We start from the raw sequence: 16,670 nt of genomic DNA on the forward strand, positions 1-16,670 counted from the left end.
ATACCGGCGCCGTGTCCTTCGCTCCCGCACAGCGTGCTGAGCGAACTCATGCAGGCGGTGCAGATGTAGCGCGGGGGCCGTAAGGCCCCCGCGAGGGCTGTAACCCTATGCGCCGTCCAAGGCGACAGCGCTCTCCATCAGCCGGCGAACACTCTGGCGCACCTCTTCGGAGATAGGCCGCGGCGGTACGACCTCGGGAGCATTCGCATGTGGCTCGCTGCCTGCGATGATCTGTACCACCATGCCCAGATTGCTTGGCGTCACGATGTCGATGGCCGCGCGGTCACCCAGGTCGGGATGTGGCTGGGTCAGCATGCGGTAAAGCTCCCATGAATCCGCCTGGGGGTACTGGCGCATGAGCACCTGGGCCAGCTTGTGTTTGAGCGGCACCAGTTGCCAATCGGGAACTCGCTGCCCCCGGTTGCCCAGGCTGATGGAGAGCAGCTTGCCCGCCTTCAACTCGCGGTTGATCTGGTCCTTGGACTTTCCAGCCAACTTGCCGAACAGGGGCACCGGCAGACTGCTCGGCGATTCGTAGATGGCCAGCATTTCCTCGCGCTCGCGCTGGATGGCCGACACCTCGGGTTCTGGCGCATGAGTCGGGGATGGCGGCACCTGCGACAACCGTTGGAAGGTGATGCCCCCTTCGTTCGGCGTCACGACGATGGGGGTGGCCACCACCGGCGGAACGGGAGGCGCAGAGGAAGCTGCAACGATGGCGTCGGGCTTGTCCTCCTCCGCCATGGCCGGTACGCCCTCGATGTGGATAGTGAGGTGCGCGCTGGCCGCTTCGACTTGGCCCTGTTCGAGCAAGTCGAGGCGGTCGGCCCAGTCCTGCATCATCCGGCGGCGCGGTTCCACGTACTTGGCGTGGTTGTAGGCCGAACTCACCTTGTTTGGGTCGGAATGCGAAAGCTGCGCGTCCACCCAAATCTTGGGATAGCCGATCTCGTTGAGTGCCGTCGAGATGGTTCCACGAATACCGTGGCCGGTCAGTTTGTCCTCGTAGCCCATCCGCTTCAAGGCGGCGTTGAGCGTGTTCTCGCTGATGCGCTTCTTGAGTTCGCTGCGGTGCGTCAGCAGGTGGCGCTGGGCGGGCCGCATCACCCCCAGGAGGTAGCGCACGATCTCGATGGCCTGAAGGGACAGCGGCACGATGTAGGGCGGTACGTCCTGCGGCCGCTTCCCCGCTTTGCGCATCTCGTCCTGAAGCTGCTTGACGATCTGCGGGGGGATGATCCAAAGCCCACGGTCGAGGTCGAACTGATCCGGGGTCGCCAGCCGCAGTTCGCCGGTGCGCACGCCGGTCAAGAACAGCAGGCGGATACCGAGCTGGGTTTGCCAGCCGCGCGGGTTGTAGAGCCTGAGCTTCTGGAGGAACTCGGGAAGCTCGGGCAGGTGCAGGTAGGGGTTATGGGTCACCGCGGGCTTGGGCTCGGCCACTACGTCCAGGTCCGTGGCCGGATTGGCCTCCATGCCCTCGACGATGACGAGCGCATAGCGGAATAGCTGCCCCAGCCAGGTCCGGACCTTTTCGGCAGTGGTGAAGGCCTCGCGCTTCTCGATCCGCGCCAGGACGCCCAGGAGTTGCGGCCTGCGAATGTCATAGATCGACATCTGCTTGAGGCTGGGCAGCACGTCTTTCTCGAAGATCCGCTTGATCTGCGACAGTGTGCTGTTCCGGCCTTCCTTGAGTTCCTTGGCGCGGTGCTCGACCCAAGCATCGAAGACTGCCTTGAATGTGTAGTCCGAGGCCAGCTTGACCGCATGCCGTTTCTGCTTGCGGTCGGTGTGGGGGTTGATGCCTTGGGCCAGGAGCGCCCTGGCTTCGTCGCGCAAGGTGCGGGCTTCGCGCAGGCCGATCTCGGGATAGTTGCCCAGGGATATGCGTTTTTGCTTGCCGAGCCAGTAGTAGCGCAGGTGCCACGATTTGCCGCCGGTGGGGGCGACCACCAGGCCGAGGCCATCGGTATCGGGGATGCTGTAGGTTTTCTTGGCGGCCTTGGCTTGCCGCACGGTCAGATCAGAGAGTGCCATCATCAAACTCCTAAGTCGTGAGACTTAGGCTCAATGCTGCTGGTCATCCCGATCCAACCCCAGCAACAACCCGGAACCGGCACCACCCGCATTCTCTGGCCTCAATTTTGGCCTCAAAAACGCTGGCTGTCGGTGGATTTCCGTGGCTTTGGCTGGAATGAAAAAAGGGGCCGAAGCCCCTAATTTCAATGACTTACAGACGTCAGTGGAAGTCTGTAGATCAAAACTTGGAGCGGGAAACGAGACTCGAACTCGCGACCCCGACCTTGGCAAGGTCGTGCTCTACCAACTGAGCTATTCCCGCGTCGTGATGGGTGCCATTCTAGCGATTTCCAGAACGGCGTCAACCCCTTGATTCAAAAAAACTTTTACTTCTGCTCCGAACCTTCGCGCAGGTGCGGCCAGGCGGCCAGCAGGTAGTGCACCATCGAGATCAGGGTCAGGCCCGCCGCGACCAGCAGCAGCCCATAGCCCAGCACCACCCAGAAGGTCAGCAGCGGCGGGTTGGCCAGCAGGATCACCAGCGCCAGCATCTGCGCGGCGGTCTTCCACTTGCCCAGGTTCGACACCGCCACGTGGGCGCGGGCGCCGAGCTCGGCCATCCACTCGCGCAGCGCCGAGACGACAATCTCGCGGCCGATGATCACCGCCGCCGGCAGCGTCAGCCAGAAGTTGGCGTGCACCTGCACCAGCAGGACCAGGGCCACGGCGACCATCAGCTTGTCGGCCACCGGGTCGAGGAAGGCGCCGAACGGGGTGCTCTGCTGCAAGCGACGCGCCAGGTAGCCGTCGAGCCAGTCGGTGGCGGCGGCGATGGCGAACACCGTGCTGGCGGCCATGTAGCTCCAGTGATAGGGCACATAGAACAGCAGGATGAAGATCGGGATGAGCAGGACGCGTAGAACGGTGAGCAGGTTTGGAATATTCATCGGTACGACTGGCTGCGAGTTGAACCCGGCATTCTACTCGCTATGCAGGCTGGCATAAATCGACTCGGCAAGCTTTTTACTGATGCCGGGGGCTTTGGCGATCTCGTCGACACTGGCGCGGTTGAGCTCCTGCAGGCCGCCGAAATGTTTCAGCAGGTCGCGACGGCGCTTGGGGCCGACCCCGGCGACGTCCTCCAGGCTCGATGTGCGCCGGGCCTTGCCGCGCCGGGCGCGGTGGCCGGTGATGGCAAAACGGTGGGCTTCGTCGCGAATCTGCTGGATCAGGTGCAGGGCCGGCGAGTCGCCCTTGAGGGTGAACTCGTGGGCCACGTCGTTCAGGTACAGGGTCTCGAAACCGGCCTTGCGGGTCACGCCCTTGGCCACCCCCAGCAGCGTCAGGTCAGCAAAGCCCAGTTCCTGCATCACGTCGCGGGCCATGTTCAACTGGCCCTTGCCGCCGTCCACCAACAATACGTCGGGCAACTTGCCCTCGCCGTCCTTGATCCGCCCATAGCGGCGCTGCAAGGCCTGGTGCATGGCCGCGTAGTCGTCGCCAGCGGTAACGCCTTCGATGTTGAAGCGGCGGTAGTCGGACTTGAGCGGGCCTTCGGGGCCGAACACCACGCAGCTGGCCACGGTGGCTTCGCCGCTGGAGTGGCTGATGTCGTAGCACTCCAGGCGTTGCGGCACCTCGTCCAGGTCGAGCACCTGGGCCAGCGCCTCGAAGCGCGCGGCCATGTGCTGGCGGTTGGCCAGGCGGGCATTGAGGGCCTGCTCGGCGTTGGTCACCGCCAACTGCTGCCAGCGCGCGCGGGTGCCGCGCACCCGGTGGCTGATGCTGATTTCGCGGCCGCGCAGGGTCTGCAGCGCCTCGCTGATGGCGGCGAAGTCGTCGTGCACCACGTTGACGATCAGCTCGCCCGGCAGCTCGCGCTCGGCGTTGCCCAGGTAGTATTGGGAGAGGAACGCGGCCATGACTTCGGCCACCTCCTCCTCGATGCCCACCTGGGGAAAGAAGTTCTTGCTGCCCAGCACCCGGCCGCCACGCACGCTGATCAGGTGCACGCAGGCGCCGCCCGGGTTGACGAAGGCCGCCACCACGTCGACGTCGCCGGAGCCGCCCTCCATGTACTGCTGATCCTGGACCCGGCGCAGCAGGGCGATCTGGTCGCGCAGCTCGGCGGCCTTCTCGAAGTTCAGGGCCATGGCGGCCTTTTCCATCTCGGCGCTGAGCTCGTTGCCCAGTTGCTGGCTGCGGCCTTCGAGGAACATCACCGAATGGCGCACGTCCGCGGCGTACTCCTCGGCGGCGACCAGCCCCACGCACGGACCCTTGCAGCGCTTGATCTGGTACTGCAGGCACGGGCGGGTGCGGTTGGCGTAGTAACTGTCCTCGCACTGGCGCACCGAGAACGCCTTCTGCAACAGGCTCAGGCTCTCGCGGATGGCACCGGCGCTGGGGTACGGGCCGAAATAACGGCCCTTGGCCTTCTTCGCGCCACGGTGGATGCCCAGGCGCGGGAATTCACCGTCGGACAGGAACACGTACGGGTAGGACTTATCGTCGCGCAGCAGGATGTTGTAGGGCGGCCGCCACTCCTTGATCAGCGTCTGCTCAAGCAGCAGCGCCTCGGTCTCGTTGGCAGTGATGGTGGTTTCGACCTGGGCGATGCGCCCCACCAGGGCAGCCGTCTTCGGCGCCAGCCCGGTCTTGCGGAAATAGCTGGCCAGGCGCTTCTTGAGGTTCTTGGCCTTGCCCACGTACAGCAGCCGGGCCTCGGCGTCGAACATCCGGTACACGCCCGGGCGACCGCTGCAGGTCGCCAGGAACGCGCTTGCATCAAAAGGTTGTGACATGAGGTGTGCTTACAGACTTGCGTCGACCATACCGTGGCGGACGGCCAGCAAGGTCAGTTCGACGTCGCTGGTGACCGAGAGTTTTTCGAAGATTCGATAACGGTAAGTATTGACGGTCTTGGGGGACAGACACAACTTGTCAGAGATGATCTGCACCTTCTGGCAGCCGACGATCATCAGCGCAATCTGGATTTCCCGCTCGGACAGCGCGTCAAACGGCGAGCCCTGGGGCTGGAACGACTTGAGCGCCAGCTGCTGGGCAATCTGCGGGCTGATGTAACGCTGGCCGGCGAAGGCCAGGCGAATCGCCTGGACCATTTCGTCGAGCCCGGCACCCTTGGTGAGGTAGCCCGCGGCACCCGCCTGCAACAGGCGGGTGGGGAACGGGTCTTCCTCGCACACGGTTACCGCGACCACCTTGATGTCCGGATGGCTGCGCAACAGCTTGCGCGTGGCTTCCAGACCACCGATCCCTGGCATCTTCACGTCCATCAGGACCACATCCGGCTTGAGCTCGCGGGCCAGCTTGAGGGCGGACTCGCCAGAGTCCGCCTCCCCCACCACCTGCAGCCCGTCGATGTCGGCCAGCATGCGTGTGATGCCGGTACGCACCAGATCGTGATCGTCGACCACCAGGACCCTAATCAAGCAGACACCTCGTCAGTGGGGCGATTGGATCCCGCCACCTTAACAAAATTTTTCACAACGAACCTAGCGCAAAGCGTCATGGAAATATGCCTGCCGGTCAGGCCGCCGAATGCGCAGCACTTGCGCCCCCCCCTCCTCGCCCGCCAGGCGGTTGAGCAGGTGCCAGACCGCGGCTTGGTCGGCCGAAGGCAGGCGGCGGAACGCGTCGAGCAGACGGTTTTCGTCGGACGTGAGGCTGTCCAGCGGCGCGGGGGTGTGCACGCCGCTCAGCACATAGAGCGCATCGACGCCCTTGCTGGCGACGGCCGCGAGGTAATCCATGCGCGGCGTGCGTTCGCCGCTCTCGTATTTGCCCTGGGCGTTGGGCTCGACACCGCCGATATCGCCAAAGATACGCTGGGTCAGCCCCAAGCGTTCGCGCTCTTCTCTGAGTCGCGGACCGAATCCGTTCATCTGCTTGCCTCCTTTGCATGAATGGAAGACGGGTGCATCCCGCACCCGAGTGAATGCTTGCGCAGTCGTCCGGCACTATGCCAATTGGATCCAATCCTTGCAAGCCATCATTGCGCCACAGCCGGACGGCTGGTGGACATGGAAGCGCCCGACGACAGACGAAAATAGCACTTCCAAGAATCAGAAAAATCACCCAAGTCAGTAAAAAAGCGTACATCGAAGCACGACTGAAACGGCGGGAAAAGTGTCGAAAAACGCCATTTTGGCGTCATTTTATCGGCACAAACAAGCATATCATTTTTTTGACGCCCAACTTTTATCTAACTTTAACTCATTGTTTTAAAAGTAATTTTTAACTCATTCACAACACACTTAGAATTTATCAAAACAACAACACAACAAAGCTTGCCGAACTATCAGAAAACTCCTTAGGATGTAAAAAGACCACCAAGAAACAGCCTGCATCGCTATATATCTAGCGCGGCCTGATCCTGCGCGTCTGGCATCTTCACAACTTCTTGAACTGAGTATCTCGGCCGGCCTTGCGCCGCGCCTGGGGAGAGGGATCTATGAACATCAGTATCTTCGGACTTGGCTATGTGGGGGCGGTCTGCGCCGGCTGCCTGTCGGCACGCGGGCACCAGGTACTGGGGGTGGACGTCGCCCAGGCGAAGATTGACATGATCAACCAGGGCCGCTCGCCCATCGTCGAGCCAGGCCTGGAACAGCTGCTGCTCGACGGCGTGCGCCAGGGCCGCCTGCGCGGCACCACCGATGTCCAGGCGGCGATCCTGGCCACCGAACTGTCGCTACTGTGCGTCGGCACGCCAAGCAAGGCCAATGGCGACCTCGACCTAGTGTACATGGAAGCGGTGTGCCGGGAGATCGGCGCGGCCCTGCGCGACAAGGCGAGCCGTCATACCGTGGTGGTGCGCAGCACGGTGCTGCCGGGCACGGTGAAGAACGTGGTCATCCCGCTCCTCGAACAGGCCTCGGGCAAGCAGGCCGGGCGTGATTTCGGCGTGGCGGTCAACCCGGAGTTCCTGCGCGAGAGCACGGCGATCCAGGACTACGACTTCCCCGCCATGACCGTGATCGGCGAACTCGACAGCCGCTCGGGCGACCTGCTCGCCGCGCTGTACGAAGGCCTCGACGCCCCGGTGATCCGCAAGTCGATCGAGGTCGCCGAGCTGATCAAGTACACCTGCAACGTCTGGCACGCCACCAAGGTCAGCTTCGCCAACGAGATCGGCAACATCGCCAAGGCCTCGGGGGTCGACGGCCGCGAGGTGATGGACGTGGTCTGCCAGGACTACAAGCTCAACCTGTCGCGCTACTACCTGCGCCCGGGCTTCGCCTTCGGCGGCTCGTGCCTGCCCAAGGACGTGCGCGCCCTCACCTACCGCGCCAGCCAGCTGGACGTGGCGCACCCACTGCTGGCCTCGATCATGGACAGCAATCGCAACCAGGTAGAGAACGCCTTCGACCTGGTGACCCGGGCCGGCAAGCGCCGCATCGCCCTGCTCGGGCTGGCCTTCAAGGCCAACAGCGACGACCTGCGCGAAAGCCCGCTGGTGACCCTGGCCGAACAACTGATCGGCAAGGGCTACGACCTGCGCATCTTCGATGCCAACGTCGACCACGCCCGTCAGTTCGGCGCCAACCGCCAATACATCGAGCAGCAGATTCCCCATGTCAGCGCCCTGCTGCGCAGCGACCTGCAGCAGGTCATCGACGAGGCCGAGGTGATCGTGCTGGGCAACAACGACGAGCGCTTCGTCCAGGCCCTGGACGTCGGCAACGGCAAGCAGGTGATCGACTTGGTCGGCTTCATGGCCGGCAGCAGCGACGCCCAACGCCACGGCATCTGCTGGTAAGGCACGCCGCCGCCCGCCGTCACGGCGGGCCCCGACCCAAGGAGCTACAACGCCATGGAACGACAGCAACAGCGGCCTTTCGCGGCCCCGGCGTACATGCGCGCGGCGGCCGGCTTCTGCGCCTGGGCGCTGCTCGCCGGGCTGATCGCCCTGGCCGCGCAGATGGTCGCGCCACAGTACCTGGACCCCAGCCACCACCAATTCATCTTCATCATCGGCACCCTGGGCATGTGGCGCTACGGCAACGCCATCGTCCACTACCTGCGCGGCATGTACTTTTTGCACTGGCGCTTCCCACGCCTGCGCCGCCGGGTCGAGCGCCTGGGCGACGCGGCCTTGCCGTCGCACATGTTCATGGTGGTGACCAGTTTTCGCATCCCCACCCATACCACCTTCAAGGTGTACCAGTCGGTGTTCCAGGAGGTGCAGCGGCTCAAGGTGCCGTGCACGGTGATTGCCTCGATCGTCGAGAAGGGCGACGAGCAGTTCATCAAGGACATCATGCGCGACGAGGTGCAGGGACGCGACGACATCGACCTGGTGATCGTCCGCGCCCGCGGCACCGGCAAGCGCGATGGCCTGGCCCATGCCTTCCGCGCGCTGTCGCGGCAGATGCCGCTGGACGACGCGGTGGTCGGCGTGGTCGACGGCGACACCATGATGCTACCCGGCTGCGTCGAGCGGGCGGTCAAGCTGTTCGCCGTGCTGCCCGACGTCGGCGGCCTGACCACCAACGAGTTCTGCGAGGTCGAAGGCAGCCGCTGGATGCGCCAGTGGCACTCGATGCGCTTCGTCCAGCGGCACATCAACATGTGCTCGATGGCCCTGTCGCACCGGGTGCTGACCCTCACCGGGCGGCTGTCGTTCTTCCGCGCCGGGGTGATGACCGACCCTGGCTTCATCCGCGATGTCGAGGCGGATTTTCTCGAGCACTGGCGCCTGGGCCGCTTCCAGTTCCTCACCGGCGACGACAAGTCGAGCTGGCTGAGCCTGATGCGCGCCGGCTGGGACACCTTCTACGTGCCCGACAGCCACACCCTGACCGTCGAGCACCCGCCCAGCGACAGTTTCTGGGTGGCCACCCGCCAGCTGATGTTCCGCTGGTACGGCAACTCGCTGCGCCAGAACTTTCGCGCCACCGCCCTGCTCGGCCGCGCGCGCCTGGGACTGTTCACCCTCTATGTACTGCTCGACCAGCGGGTGTCGATGTGGACCTGCCTGATGGGCCTGACCGCCTCGGTGGTGGCCGGCCTGGTGTTCGGCATCCAGTACCTGCTGGTGTACCTGTTCTGGGTGCTGGTCTCGCGCAGCCTGGTGACGGTGCTGTTCGTCTTCGCCGGGCACCCGGTCAGCCCGATGTACCCGTTCGTTCTCTATTACAACCAGATCGTCGGTTCGCTGATGAAGGTCTACGCGATGTTCCACATGGACCAGCAACGCTGGACGCGGCAGAAGACCACCCTGGCCACCGGCAGCGTCGACTTCGACGCCAGCCTCAACCGCTGGTCCTCGAAGGCGATGCTGTGCTCCTCGATCGCCATCTTCTTCGGGGTCATCACCGTTCTCCTGGAACTCACGCAACGTTAAGGAAAGGCGCCTGCACATGAGTACTTCGAATACCCCGGCGGCCCCGGGCAAGACCGCGGCCAACATCGTCCACGAGGCCATCGACGAGCGTCAGTACGTGCGCACCCGCATGCACGCCCGGGTGCGCCTGTCCGGCGCCGGACACGAACCGTTCGAGGCCGACCTTGCCGATATCTCGCTGGGTGGCATCGGCCTGCTGCACGAGGCGCCACTGACCGTCGGCGCGCTGTACGACGCCTCGATCCAGCTGCGTCTGAACCAGGTGGACCTGTCGATCGACGGCAAGGTGCGCATCGTCTCCCAGCGCGGCAAGGAGGTCGGCGCGCAGTTCGTCGACCTCGACGCGCAAAAGCGCGACATCCTGCGCTACCTGATCAGCGCTTATCTGTCGGGCGAAGTCGCAGACATCAATGGCCTGTTCAACGTGATGCAGCGCGAGAACTACATCAAGGCGCGCAAACACCAGCAGGCCAGCGCCCGCACCCCGGCCGAGCGCCTCAAGGCCGTGGCCGGCACCGCGCTTTACGCCGCCGCCGGCCTGGCCGCCCTGGGCTTCGTTGGCTACAAGGGCTACCTGCTGTTCTTCCGCATCCCGGCGCTGCAGGCCACGGTCGCCGGCAATGCCCAGGTCATCAGCATGCCGGACAACGGCTACGTGAAGTACCTGCTGCCGGACGGCGCCAGCGAGGTGCAGGCCGGCCAGCCGCTGGCGAACATCTCCACCCAGTTGGCCACCAGCTTCACCAGCCCGGCGGACATGAAGGCTCTGGCCGACCTCGCCCCGGGCGACCTGCAGGCGCTGCTGGGCCGCGCCAGCGTCGAGACGGTGATCAACAGCCCGTGCGACTGCCAGGTCTGGTACCCGTCGCCGCCGCTGAACGGCTATGGCTACAAGGCCGCGCCGATGATGCACCTGCTGCCGAAGAACGAGGGCTTGTTCGTGCGCGCCAACGTGCCGTTCGACAAGCTCGCCGATGTCGGCCGCGTGCGCTCGGTGGACATGCAGGTGTTCGGCCTCGACCAGCACTTCAGCGGCACCGTGGTCGACGCCCGCTCCGACGAGCTGAACCACAACCTGGCGCTGACCATCCAGCCGGACAGCCCACTGCCGGCGGCGGCCTACCAGAAGGCCGTGGCGGTCGACCTGTACCTGGGCCTGCCGTTCGGCAACGGCAACTGAGGGCCGCTCATGAACGCCAAGAAAGCCCCGCGCCTGTTGCTGGCCGGTCTCGGCCTGGCCTGGGCCGGCAGCGGCTGGGCCGGGCAGAGCCTGGAGCAGATCCGCTACGCGCTGTACAAGGACCCAAGCGCCGACGTCACGAGCGACCTGCGCGCCCTCGCCGAGCGTGGCGACCTGGCCTCCAAGCAGCTGCTCGGCGATGTGCTGGCCAACAGCGACAATGCCAACCGCCAGGACATCGTGAGCCTGTACCAGGAGGCCTTCGCCGATGGCCACGGCCAGATCCCGGCGCTGGCCTCGCTGGCACGCCTGCTCGACCGCACCCCGCGCCTGCAGCGCAGCCACGAGGCGTGGGTGCGTCAGGCCCTGGCCCGCTACCCCAACGACCGTGATCCGCGCAGCACCAGCACCAGCCTGGAGGTGTTCCTGGTCTATCCGCAGCTGTTCCCCGGCGAGCGCGCCGCCGAACTGCTGGCGCTGTACGAACAGAGCTGCCTGCTCAACTGCCGCCCCGAGCTATACCGCGCCGTGGTCGCCGAGCGCCAGGGCGACCGAGCCGCCGCCGAGCGCTGGTACCAGCAGGCGGCACGCATCGACCCGCGCGGCATCGAGCGCTACTACCGCTTCCTCGGCGAGCGCCAGGACCCGGCCTTCCTCGCCTTCGCCCGTAGCCTGGAGCCAGAGATGGCCAGTCTGCCGGTGGAGGTGGTGCAGCGCATCGGCGCGCTGCTGGACAGCATCCACGGCACCACCCGCGCCGAGCTGGATGCCGAGCGCGAGCAGCGCCAGAGTCGCGCCATGGGCCCCAAGGTCGAGCCGACGCCCGAGCAACTGGCCCGCGACAAGGCCGACGACCAGCTGCGCGCCGACGGCATCGCCGAGGCCCAGCGCTGGCTGGACAACGCCGTCGCCCGCGGCTACCTGCCGGCGCAGGTGTCCAAGGCCAACTTCATGATTTCCAACCCCACCGAGCACAACGCCGAGCAGGCCCAGGCGCTGATCGCCCAGGTGCGGGCCAAGGACCCGACCCGGGCCAAGGCGCTGGACGCGGCGTTCTACATGGTCAACAACTGGCTGACCCTGGATCCGCAAAAGTCCCAGGCGCTGATCGACGAACTGATCGCCGCCCATTACCCCGACGCGCAACTGCTGCTGGGCGACCTGTACAGCAAGGGCGGCCTCGACCAGCCCGACCAGGAACGCGCCCTGGCCATCTGGCAGCGACTGGCCGAACAGGGCTCGACCGCGGCCTGGTACCGCATGGCCACTGTGCACCTGCGCGGCCGGGCCATCTGCCACGACCCGGTCAAGGCCTACACCTACGCCCGCATCGCCCTAGACCTGGGCGAGACCCGTGCCCGTGGCCTGATCAAGCGGTTGGACAAGACCTTGCCCAAGGATGACATCGAGCGCGCCCTGGCCGCGCGCAACGATCTGTTGAAGGAGGCCACCCTGTGAAAGCCCATCCACCCCTGCTCGGCGCCCTGCTCGCCCTGGCGCCCCTGACAGTGCTGGCGGGCGAGGAAGTCACCGGCCCCGAGGCCGACAGCAGCGCGCCGGTGCGCGTCGCGACCGTTGACGGCAGCGAGCCGGTGATCACCTCGGAGTTCTTCAACAAGCTCACCGTGCAGACCGGCTACGGGCCTCAGGACGCCCAGGTCGGCCGCGAGCGCGAAAGCTTCTACAGCCTGCGCTACGAGCCGTCGTTCGCCTGGTACTCGCCGGAAAAACGCTGGGCCAGATGGATGGTCTACGGCCGCCTGTGGCTGACCTACGACTCCAGCCAGTCGAGCAACCTGGCCAACGAGTCGACCAACAACAATGAACGCGAGCAACCCGAGGGCTGGTACGCCGAGCTGCGCGAGCTGTACGTCAAGCGCAACCTGATCGGCGACGACCCGCGTTTTTCGCTGTCGTTCGGTCGCCAGCGCTTCTACGACGACTACGGTATCTGGTGGGACGACAGCCTGGAGTCGCTGCGCTTCAACTACCAGGACACCTTCAGCGATGCCTTCGTCGCGGTCGGACAGAAATTTCGCAACTACAACACCGACGTCAATTCGCTGGCCGCAAGCGAAGCGCGCACGCTGTACCTGATGGGCCAGTACGCCTATCGCTGGAGCCCGAACAACCAGGTCGGCATGCGCCTGATGCAGGAGAACGACCGCAGCGGCCACGACGTCGACGACCGCTACGACTTCAAGGGTTGGCGCTACGGGTTGTTCTTCAAGGGCGACAATCTGCCGCTGGCCAGCGACTACCACCTGGAACTGGCGGCACTGGACGGCACGATGGACAACACCGCCGGCAACGGCGTCACCAGCACCGGCCACGGCAGCCGCGGCTGGGCAGCGCTGGGCGAGGTCGGCAAGCGTTTCGAGACCTTGCCCTGGACCCCGCGCGTGGCCCTGCGCGGCGGCCTGACCGACAAGCCGGACGACGACAACGACGGCTTTCGGCTCAACCCGATCCAGTCCGACCGCATCACCCGCCAGGGCTCGTACAGCACGCGCCTGGCCAGCTCGTTCGTCGCCCTCGACCTGCGCAACCTGAGCTACTACGGCTTGGCCCTGGAGACCCGGCCCACGGCGCGCAGCGCCCTGGACCTGCGGGTGACCCAGCTCAACCTGCGCGATGAAGGCGGCGCCCTGCCGATCCGCATGGCCGCCGATGCCCGCGCCCGGCGCCAGAGCGAACTGAACGCCGGCCTGCATGGCAAGGGCGACAACGTCGGCCAGATGATCGACCTCAACTACTACTGGAAGATGTTCCCGGTAGCCCTCGACGGCAAGCACCTGGACGTCAACACCCTGGTCAGCGCCAGCTACCTCAACGCAGGCAGCGCGCTGGACAGCGGCGACGACTACCAGCTGAGTGTCGGCGTGGTGATCAGCTACTAAGGACCGGCCAGCATGATCTTCGCCTCCAACGTCTTCCTGTTCCTCTACCTGCCGCTGTTCCTGGCCATCTACTACCTGGCCCGGCCGCAGTGGCGCTCGCTGGTGATCGTCGCCGCCAGCTACGTGTTCTACGCCTGGTGGCGCCCGGACTTTTTGCTGCTGTTCGTCGCCATCACCGCCTGGAACTACGGCTTCGGTCTGCTCATCAAGGCGCGCCTGGACGCCGGCGACAAACGCCGCGCCCTGCGCCTGCTGTGGCTTGGCGTGGTCGGCAACCTGGCCACGCTCGGCTACTTCAAGTACGCCAACTTCGGCGCCGAGGTGCTGGCCCTGCTGCTGGCGCCGCTAGGCATCAACACCTGGACCCTGGAAAACATCTTCCTGCCGCTGGGTATCTCGTTCTACGTGTTCCATGCCCTGAGCTACATCGTCGACATCTACCGCAAGGATGCCACGCCCACCCGTAGCTTCATCGACTTCGCCGCCTTCGTCGCGCTGTTCCCGCACCTGGTGGCGGGGCCGATCCTGCGCTACAGCCAGCTCGCCCCGCAGCTGCGCCAGCGCAGCCACTCGCTTGAGCTGTTCTCGCTGGGGGTGTGCCGTTTCATGCTCGGCTTCATCATGAAGGTGCTGATCGCCGACCGCCTGGCGCCGATCAACGTGCTGTTCGTCGGCGAAGGCACCCTGCAATTCAGCGATGCCTGGTTCGGCCTGGTGGTCTCGACCCTGCAGCTGTACTTCGACTTCGCCGGCTACAGCCACATGGCCCTGGGCCTGGCGCTGATGATGGGGTTCCGCTTCCCGGAAAACTTCAACCAGCCCTATGTGTCGCAGAGCATCACCGAGTTCTGGTCGCGCTGGCACATGACCCTGGCGCATTTCTTGCGCGACTACGTGTACCTGCCGCTGGTACGCAAGCGCGTGGCCGGCGCCCTGCCGGCGCTGGTATGGACCATGCTGCTGTCGGGCCTGTGGCACGGGGCCAGTTTCGCCTTCATCTGCTGGGGGCTTTTCTTCGGCATCGGCATGGTGCTGGAGCGCAGGTTCAACCTCGCGACCAAGGTCACCACGCCCTATCACCTGGGTCGCAACCTGCGCACCGCGCTGCTGATCATCCTGAGCATGCCGCTGTTCTTCACCATGGACCTGCGCCACAGCCTGCAGATCTACCAGGCGCTGCTGGGCTTCAACGGTTTCGGTTCGCTGGAGCTCTACGTGCTCGGCGCCTCGAAGATGGCCATGGCCTTCGCCCTGGTGGCGGTCGCCTGGCTGATCCTGGCCGGGATCAACAACGTGCGCTTCTACGCCGGCAACAAGGAAGGCTACTTCATGCGTCACGTCGGCGTGCTGCACAGCCTGCTGCTGTGGGGCGGCTTCCTGCTGGCGCTGAGCAGCCTGGCGGCCAGTTCGTTCTCGCCGTTCCTGTATTTCCAGTTCTAGGAGAGTGCCATGTACCCGGTGATGAATTCGGCCGGCAAGGCCAACGGTGTGGTCTTCGCCCTGGCGCTGGCGGCGATGTTCGTCTATTCGCTGCCGCCGGTGCTGAGCTTCGCCCGCGCCCAGACCGACAGCTGGAACCTGTTTGTCGATGGCAAGCTGCTGCGCAAGTTCGAACAGGTCTACGACAAGCGCCTGTTCCTGCGCGCACCTTCACAGCGGCTGTGGGCCGACGCCCAGTTCCAGCTGTTCGGCGAAGGCACCAAGGGCGTGGTGCTGGGCAAGGACGGCTGGCTCTACACCAACCAGGAATACCGCGTGCCCAACGACCTGGACGCCAGCCTGGCGAGCCAGCTGGAGCAAATCGTCAAAGTCCAGAGGCAACTGGCCGAGCACGGCAAGCACCTGGTGCTGCTGCCGCTGCCGATGAAGCTGGATATCTACGCCAGACACGCCGAGCGCGCCTTCGATCCGCGGGTGCACAGCCTCTACGACCGCTTCGTCGCCGACCTGCAGCTACGCCGGCTGGACGTGGTGCCACTGCGCGACGCCTACCTGCGCCACCTGGCCGGCCCACGGCTGTTCCTCAAGTCCGACACCCACTGGAGCCCGGACGGCGCGCGCCTGTCGGCCTATGAACTGGCCCGCCAGCGCCCGCAGCTGCTCGGCGACCAGGTGTACGTCTCGCACAAGGCCGGTGACAAGACGGTCAATGGCGACCTGATGAACTACCTGCAGTTCGACCATGCGCGCCTGGCGCCGCAGTTCGGCCCCAACCCGATCGAGCTGTACGAGACCCTCCAGGCCGAACAGGACAGCGACGCGCTGTTCGCCGAACAGTCGCAAAGCCTGCTGCTGGTGGGCACCAGCTACAGCAAGATCGACGACTGGAACTTCGTCGGGTTCCTCAAGGAGGCGCTCAACCGCGACCTGCTGTCCATCGCCGTGGAGGCCCGCGGGCCGTTCGAGGCGATGAACCAGTTCCTCGCCGGCGACCAGTTGCAGAACCCGCAGATCGATACCGTGGTCTGGGAGTTCCCCCTGCGCACCCTGTTGGCCCATCGTCCCGGCGCGCTGACCCGCAGCGCCCAGCCCGGGCATTTCTGACGTCCCTAGGAGAACCTGATGAAGCTTTCACCCCTGTTCACCGCCCTGGCGCTGGCCGCCGCCAGCCACACTGCCCTGGCCGCCGAAGGCAACGCCGACCTGTACGACGCCGTGGCCCCGGCCGATTCGGCGTTCGTGCGCGTACTCAACCTGTCCGACAGCAATGTCGAGGTGGCCCTGAGCGGCAAGCTCAACCCGCAGAAGGTCGCCCCCGGTCAGCTCAGCGGCTACCGCTTCGTGCCGGCCGGCGTGCACAGGATCGGCATCGGCGCCAAGGCCATCGAACCGAACCTGGCGGCCAACGCCGCCAGCACCGTGGTCTATGACGGCAAGCAGTTGCAGTTGATCGCCGACCAGTACGTCAACGAGCCGAAGAAGGCCCAGGTGGCCTTCTACAACCTGACGCCAGCCCAGGCCACGCTGCGCACCGCCGACGGCAAGCACGAGGTGGTCAAGGCCCTGGCCAGTGGCCAGACCGGCGCGCGCATGGTCAACGAGATCAAGATCGACTTCGCCGCCTATGTCGGCGACCAGGAAGTGGCCAGCTTCGACGAGCTGTTCCTCAAGAAGGGCCGCTCGTACAGCTATGTGCTGCTGCCAGGCAACCGCAGCCTGAGCCTGGCCAACAGCATCGACCCGACCGAGTGACGCCGTGCCG

General features: G+C 65.2%; 13 protein-coding genes and 1 tRNA gene. 8 read left to right on the top strand and 6 right to left on the bottom strand.

Features of this window, described 5'->3' with window-relative positions:
- Window positions 1–105: 105 nt before the first annotated feature.
- The 6 genes from K5H97_RS18065 to K5H97_RS18090 all read right to left on the bottom strand — a co-directional run bounded on the left by K5H97_RS18065 (window position 106) and on the right by K5H97_RS18090 (window position 5,924).
- Window positions 106–2,037 carry a tyrosine-type recombinase/integrase gene (locus K5H97_RS18065; RefSeq protein WP_004350679.1) on the bottom strand — a complete coding sequence of 644 codons (1,932 nt, stop codon included), beginning with the start codon at window positions 2,035–2,037 and terminating at the stop codon, window positions 106–108.
- Window positions 2,038–2,265: 228 nt separating this feature from the next.
- Window positions 2,266–2,341, bottom strand: a tRNA-Gly gene (locus tag K5H97_RS18070).
- Between the two features lie 64 nt (window positions 2,342–2,405).
- A complete protein-coding gene (pgsA, locus tag K5H97_RS18075) occupies window positions 2,406–2,966 on the bottom strand; it encodes a CDP-diacylglycerol--glycerol-3-phosphate 3-phosphatidyltransferase (protein WP_028692524.1) in 561 nt (186 codons plus the stop codon).
- Window positions 2,967–2,999: 33 nt separating this feature from the next.
- Complete coding sequence (gene uvrC / locus K5H97_RS18080) at window positions 3,000–4,823, bottom strand: excinuclease ABC subunit UvrC (RefSeq protein WP_028692525.1); 1,824 nt, start codon at window positions 4,821–4,823, stop codon at window positions 3,000–3,002.
- A 9-nt stretch (window positions 4,824–4,832) separates the two neighbouring features.
- Window positions 4,833–5,471, bottom strand: coding sequence for a response regulator transcription factor GacA (gacA, locus tag K5H97_RS18085; protein ID WP_028692526.1), 639 nt, complete (start codon window positions 5,469–5,471; stop codon window positions 4,833–4,835).
- Window positions 5,472–5,534: 63 nt separating this feature from the next.
- The gene (locus K5H97_RS18090; protein ID WP_028692527.1) at window positions 5,535–5,924 is read right to left on the bottom strand and encodes a helix-turn-helix domain-containing protein; all 390 of its coding nucleotides are present in this window, start codon (window positions 5,922–5,924) and stop codon (window positions 5,535–5,537) included.
- 569 nt (window positions 5,925–6,493) lie between these two features.
- On the opposite strand from K5H97_RS18090, the gene K5H97_RS18095 reads away from it, so the two are divergent.
- Genes K5H97_RS18095 through K5H97_RS18130 form a run of 8 tightly spaced genes read left to right on the top strand, consistent with a single transcriptional unit; the run spans window position 6,494 to window position 16,660 of the window.
- A complete protein-coding gene (locus K5H97_RS18095) occupies window positions 6,494–7,801 on the top strand; it encodes a nucleotide sugar dehydrogenase (RefSeq protein WP_028692528.1) in 1,308 nt (435 codons plus the stop codon).
- Between the two features lie 54 nt (window positions 7,802–7,855).
- On the top strand, window positions 7,856–9,388 hold the full coding sequence (locus tag K5H97_RS18100; protein WP_028692529.1) for a glycosyltransferase: 1,533 nt from the start codon (window positions 7,856–7,858) through the stop codon (window positions 9,386–9,388).
- Window positions 9,389–9,404: 16 nt separating this feature from the next.
- Window positions 9,405–10,568 carry a PilZ domain-containing protein gene (locus tag K5H97_RS18105; RefSeq protein WP_028692530.1) on the top strand — a complete coding sequence of 388 codons (1,164 nt, stop codon included), beginning with the start codon at window positions 9,405–9,407 and terminating at the stop codon, window positions 10,566–10,568.
- 9 nt (window positions 10,569–10,577) lie between these two features.
- Complete coding sequence (locus K5H97_RS18110; protein WP_028692531.1) at window positions 10,578–12,026, top strand: tetratricopeptide repeat protein; 1,449 nt, start codon at window positions 10,578–10,580, stop codon at window positions 12,024–12,026.
- The gene (locus K5H97_RS18115) at window positions 12,023–13,468 is read left to right on the top strand and encodes an alginate export family protein (RefSeq protein WP_028692532.1); all 1,446 of its coding nucleotides are present in this window, start codon (window positions 12,023–12,025) and stop codon (window positions 13,466–13,468) included. Before K5H97_RS18110 ends, K5H97_RS18115 begins: the two co-directional genes overlap by 4 nt.
- A gap of 12 nt (window positions 13,469–13,480) precedes the next feature.
- Window positions 13,481–14,908 carry an MBOAT family O-acyltransferase gene (locus K5H97_RS18120; protein WP_028692533.1) on the top strand — a complete coding sequence of 476 codons (1,428 nt, stop codon included), beginning with the start codon at window positions 13,481–13,483 and terminating at the stop codon, window positions 14,906–14,908.
- 9 nt (window positions 14,909–14,917) lie between these two features.
- Window positions 14,918–16,012, top strand: a complete 1,095-nt coding sequence (locus K5H97_RS18125; protein WP_028692534.1) for an alginate O-acetyltransferase — start codon at window positions 14,918–14,920, stop codon at window positions 16,010–16,012.
- Between the two features lie 18 nt (window positions 16,013–16,030).
- Window positions 16,031–16,660, top strand: coding sequence for an alginate O-acetyltransferase AlgF (locus K5H97_RS18130; RefSeq protein WP_028692535.1), 630 nt, complete (start codon window positions 16,031–16,033; stop codon window positions 16,658–16,660).
- Window positions 16,661–16,670: the final 10 nt, after the last annotated feature.

Source organism: Pseudomonas mosselii (assembly GCF_019823065.1).
Taxonomy (GTDB): domain Bacteria; phylum Pseudomonadota; class Gammaproteobacteria; order Pseudomonadales; family Pseudomonadaceae; genus Aquipseudomonas; species Aquipseudomonas mosselii.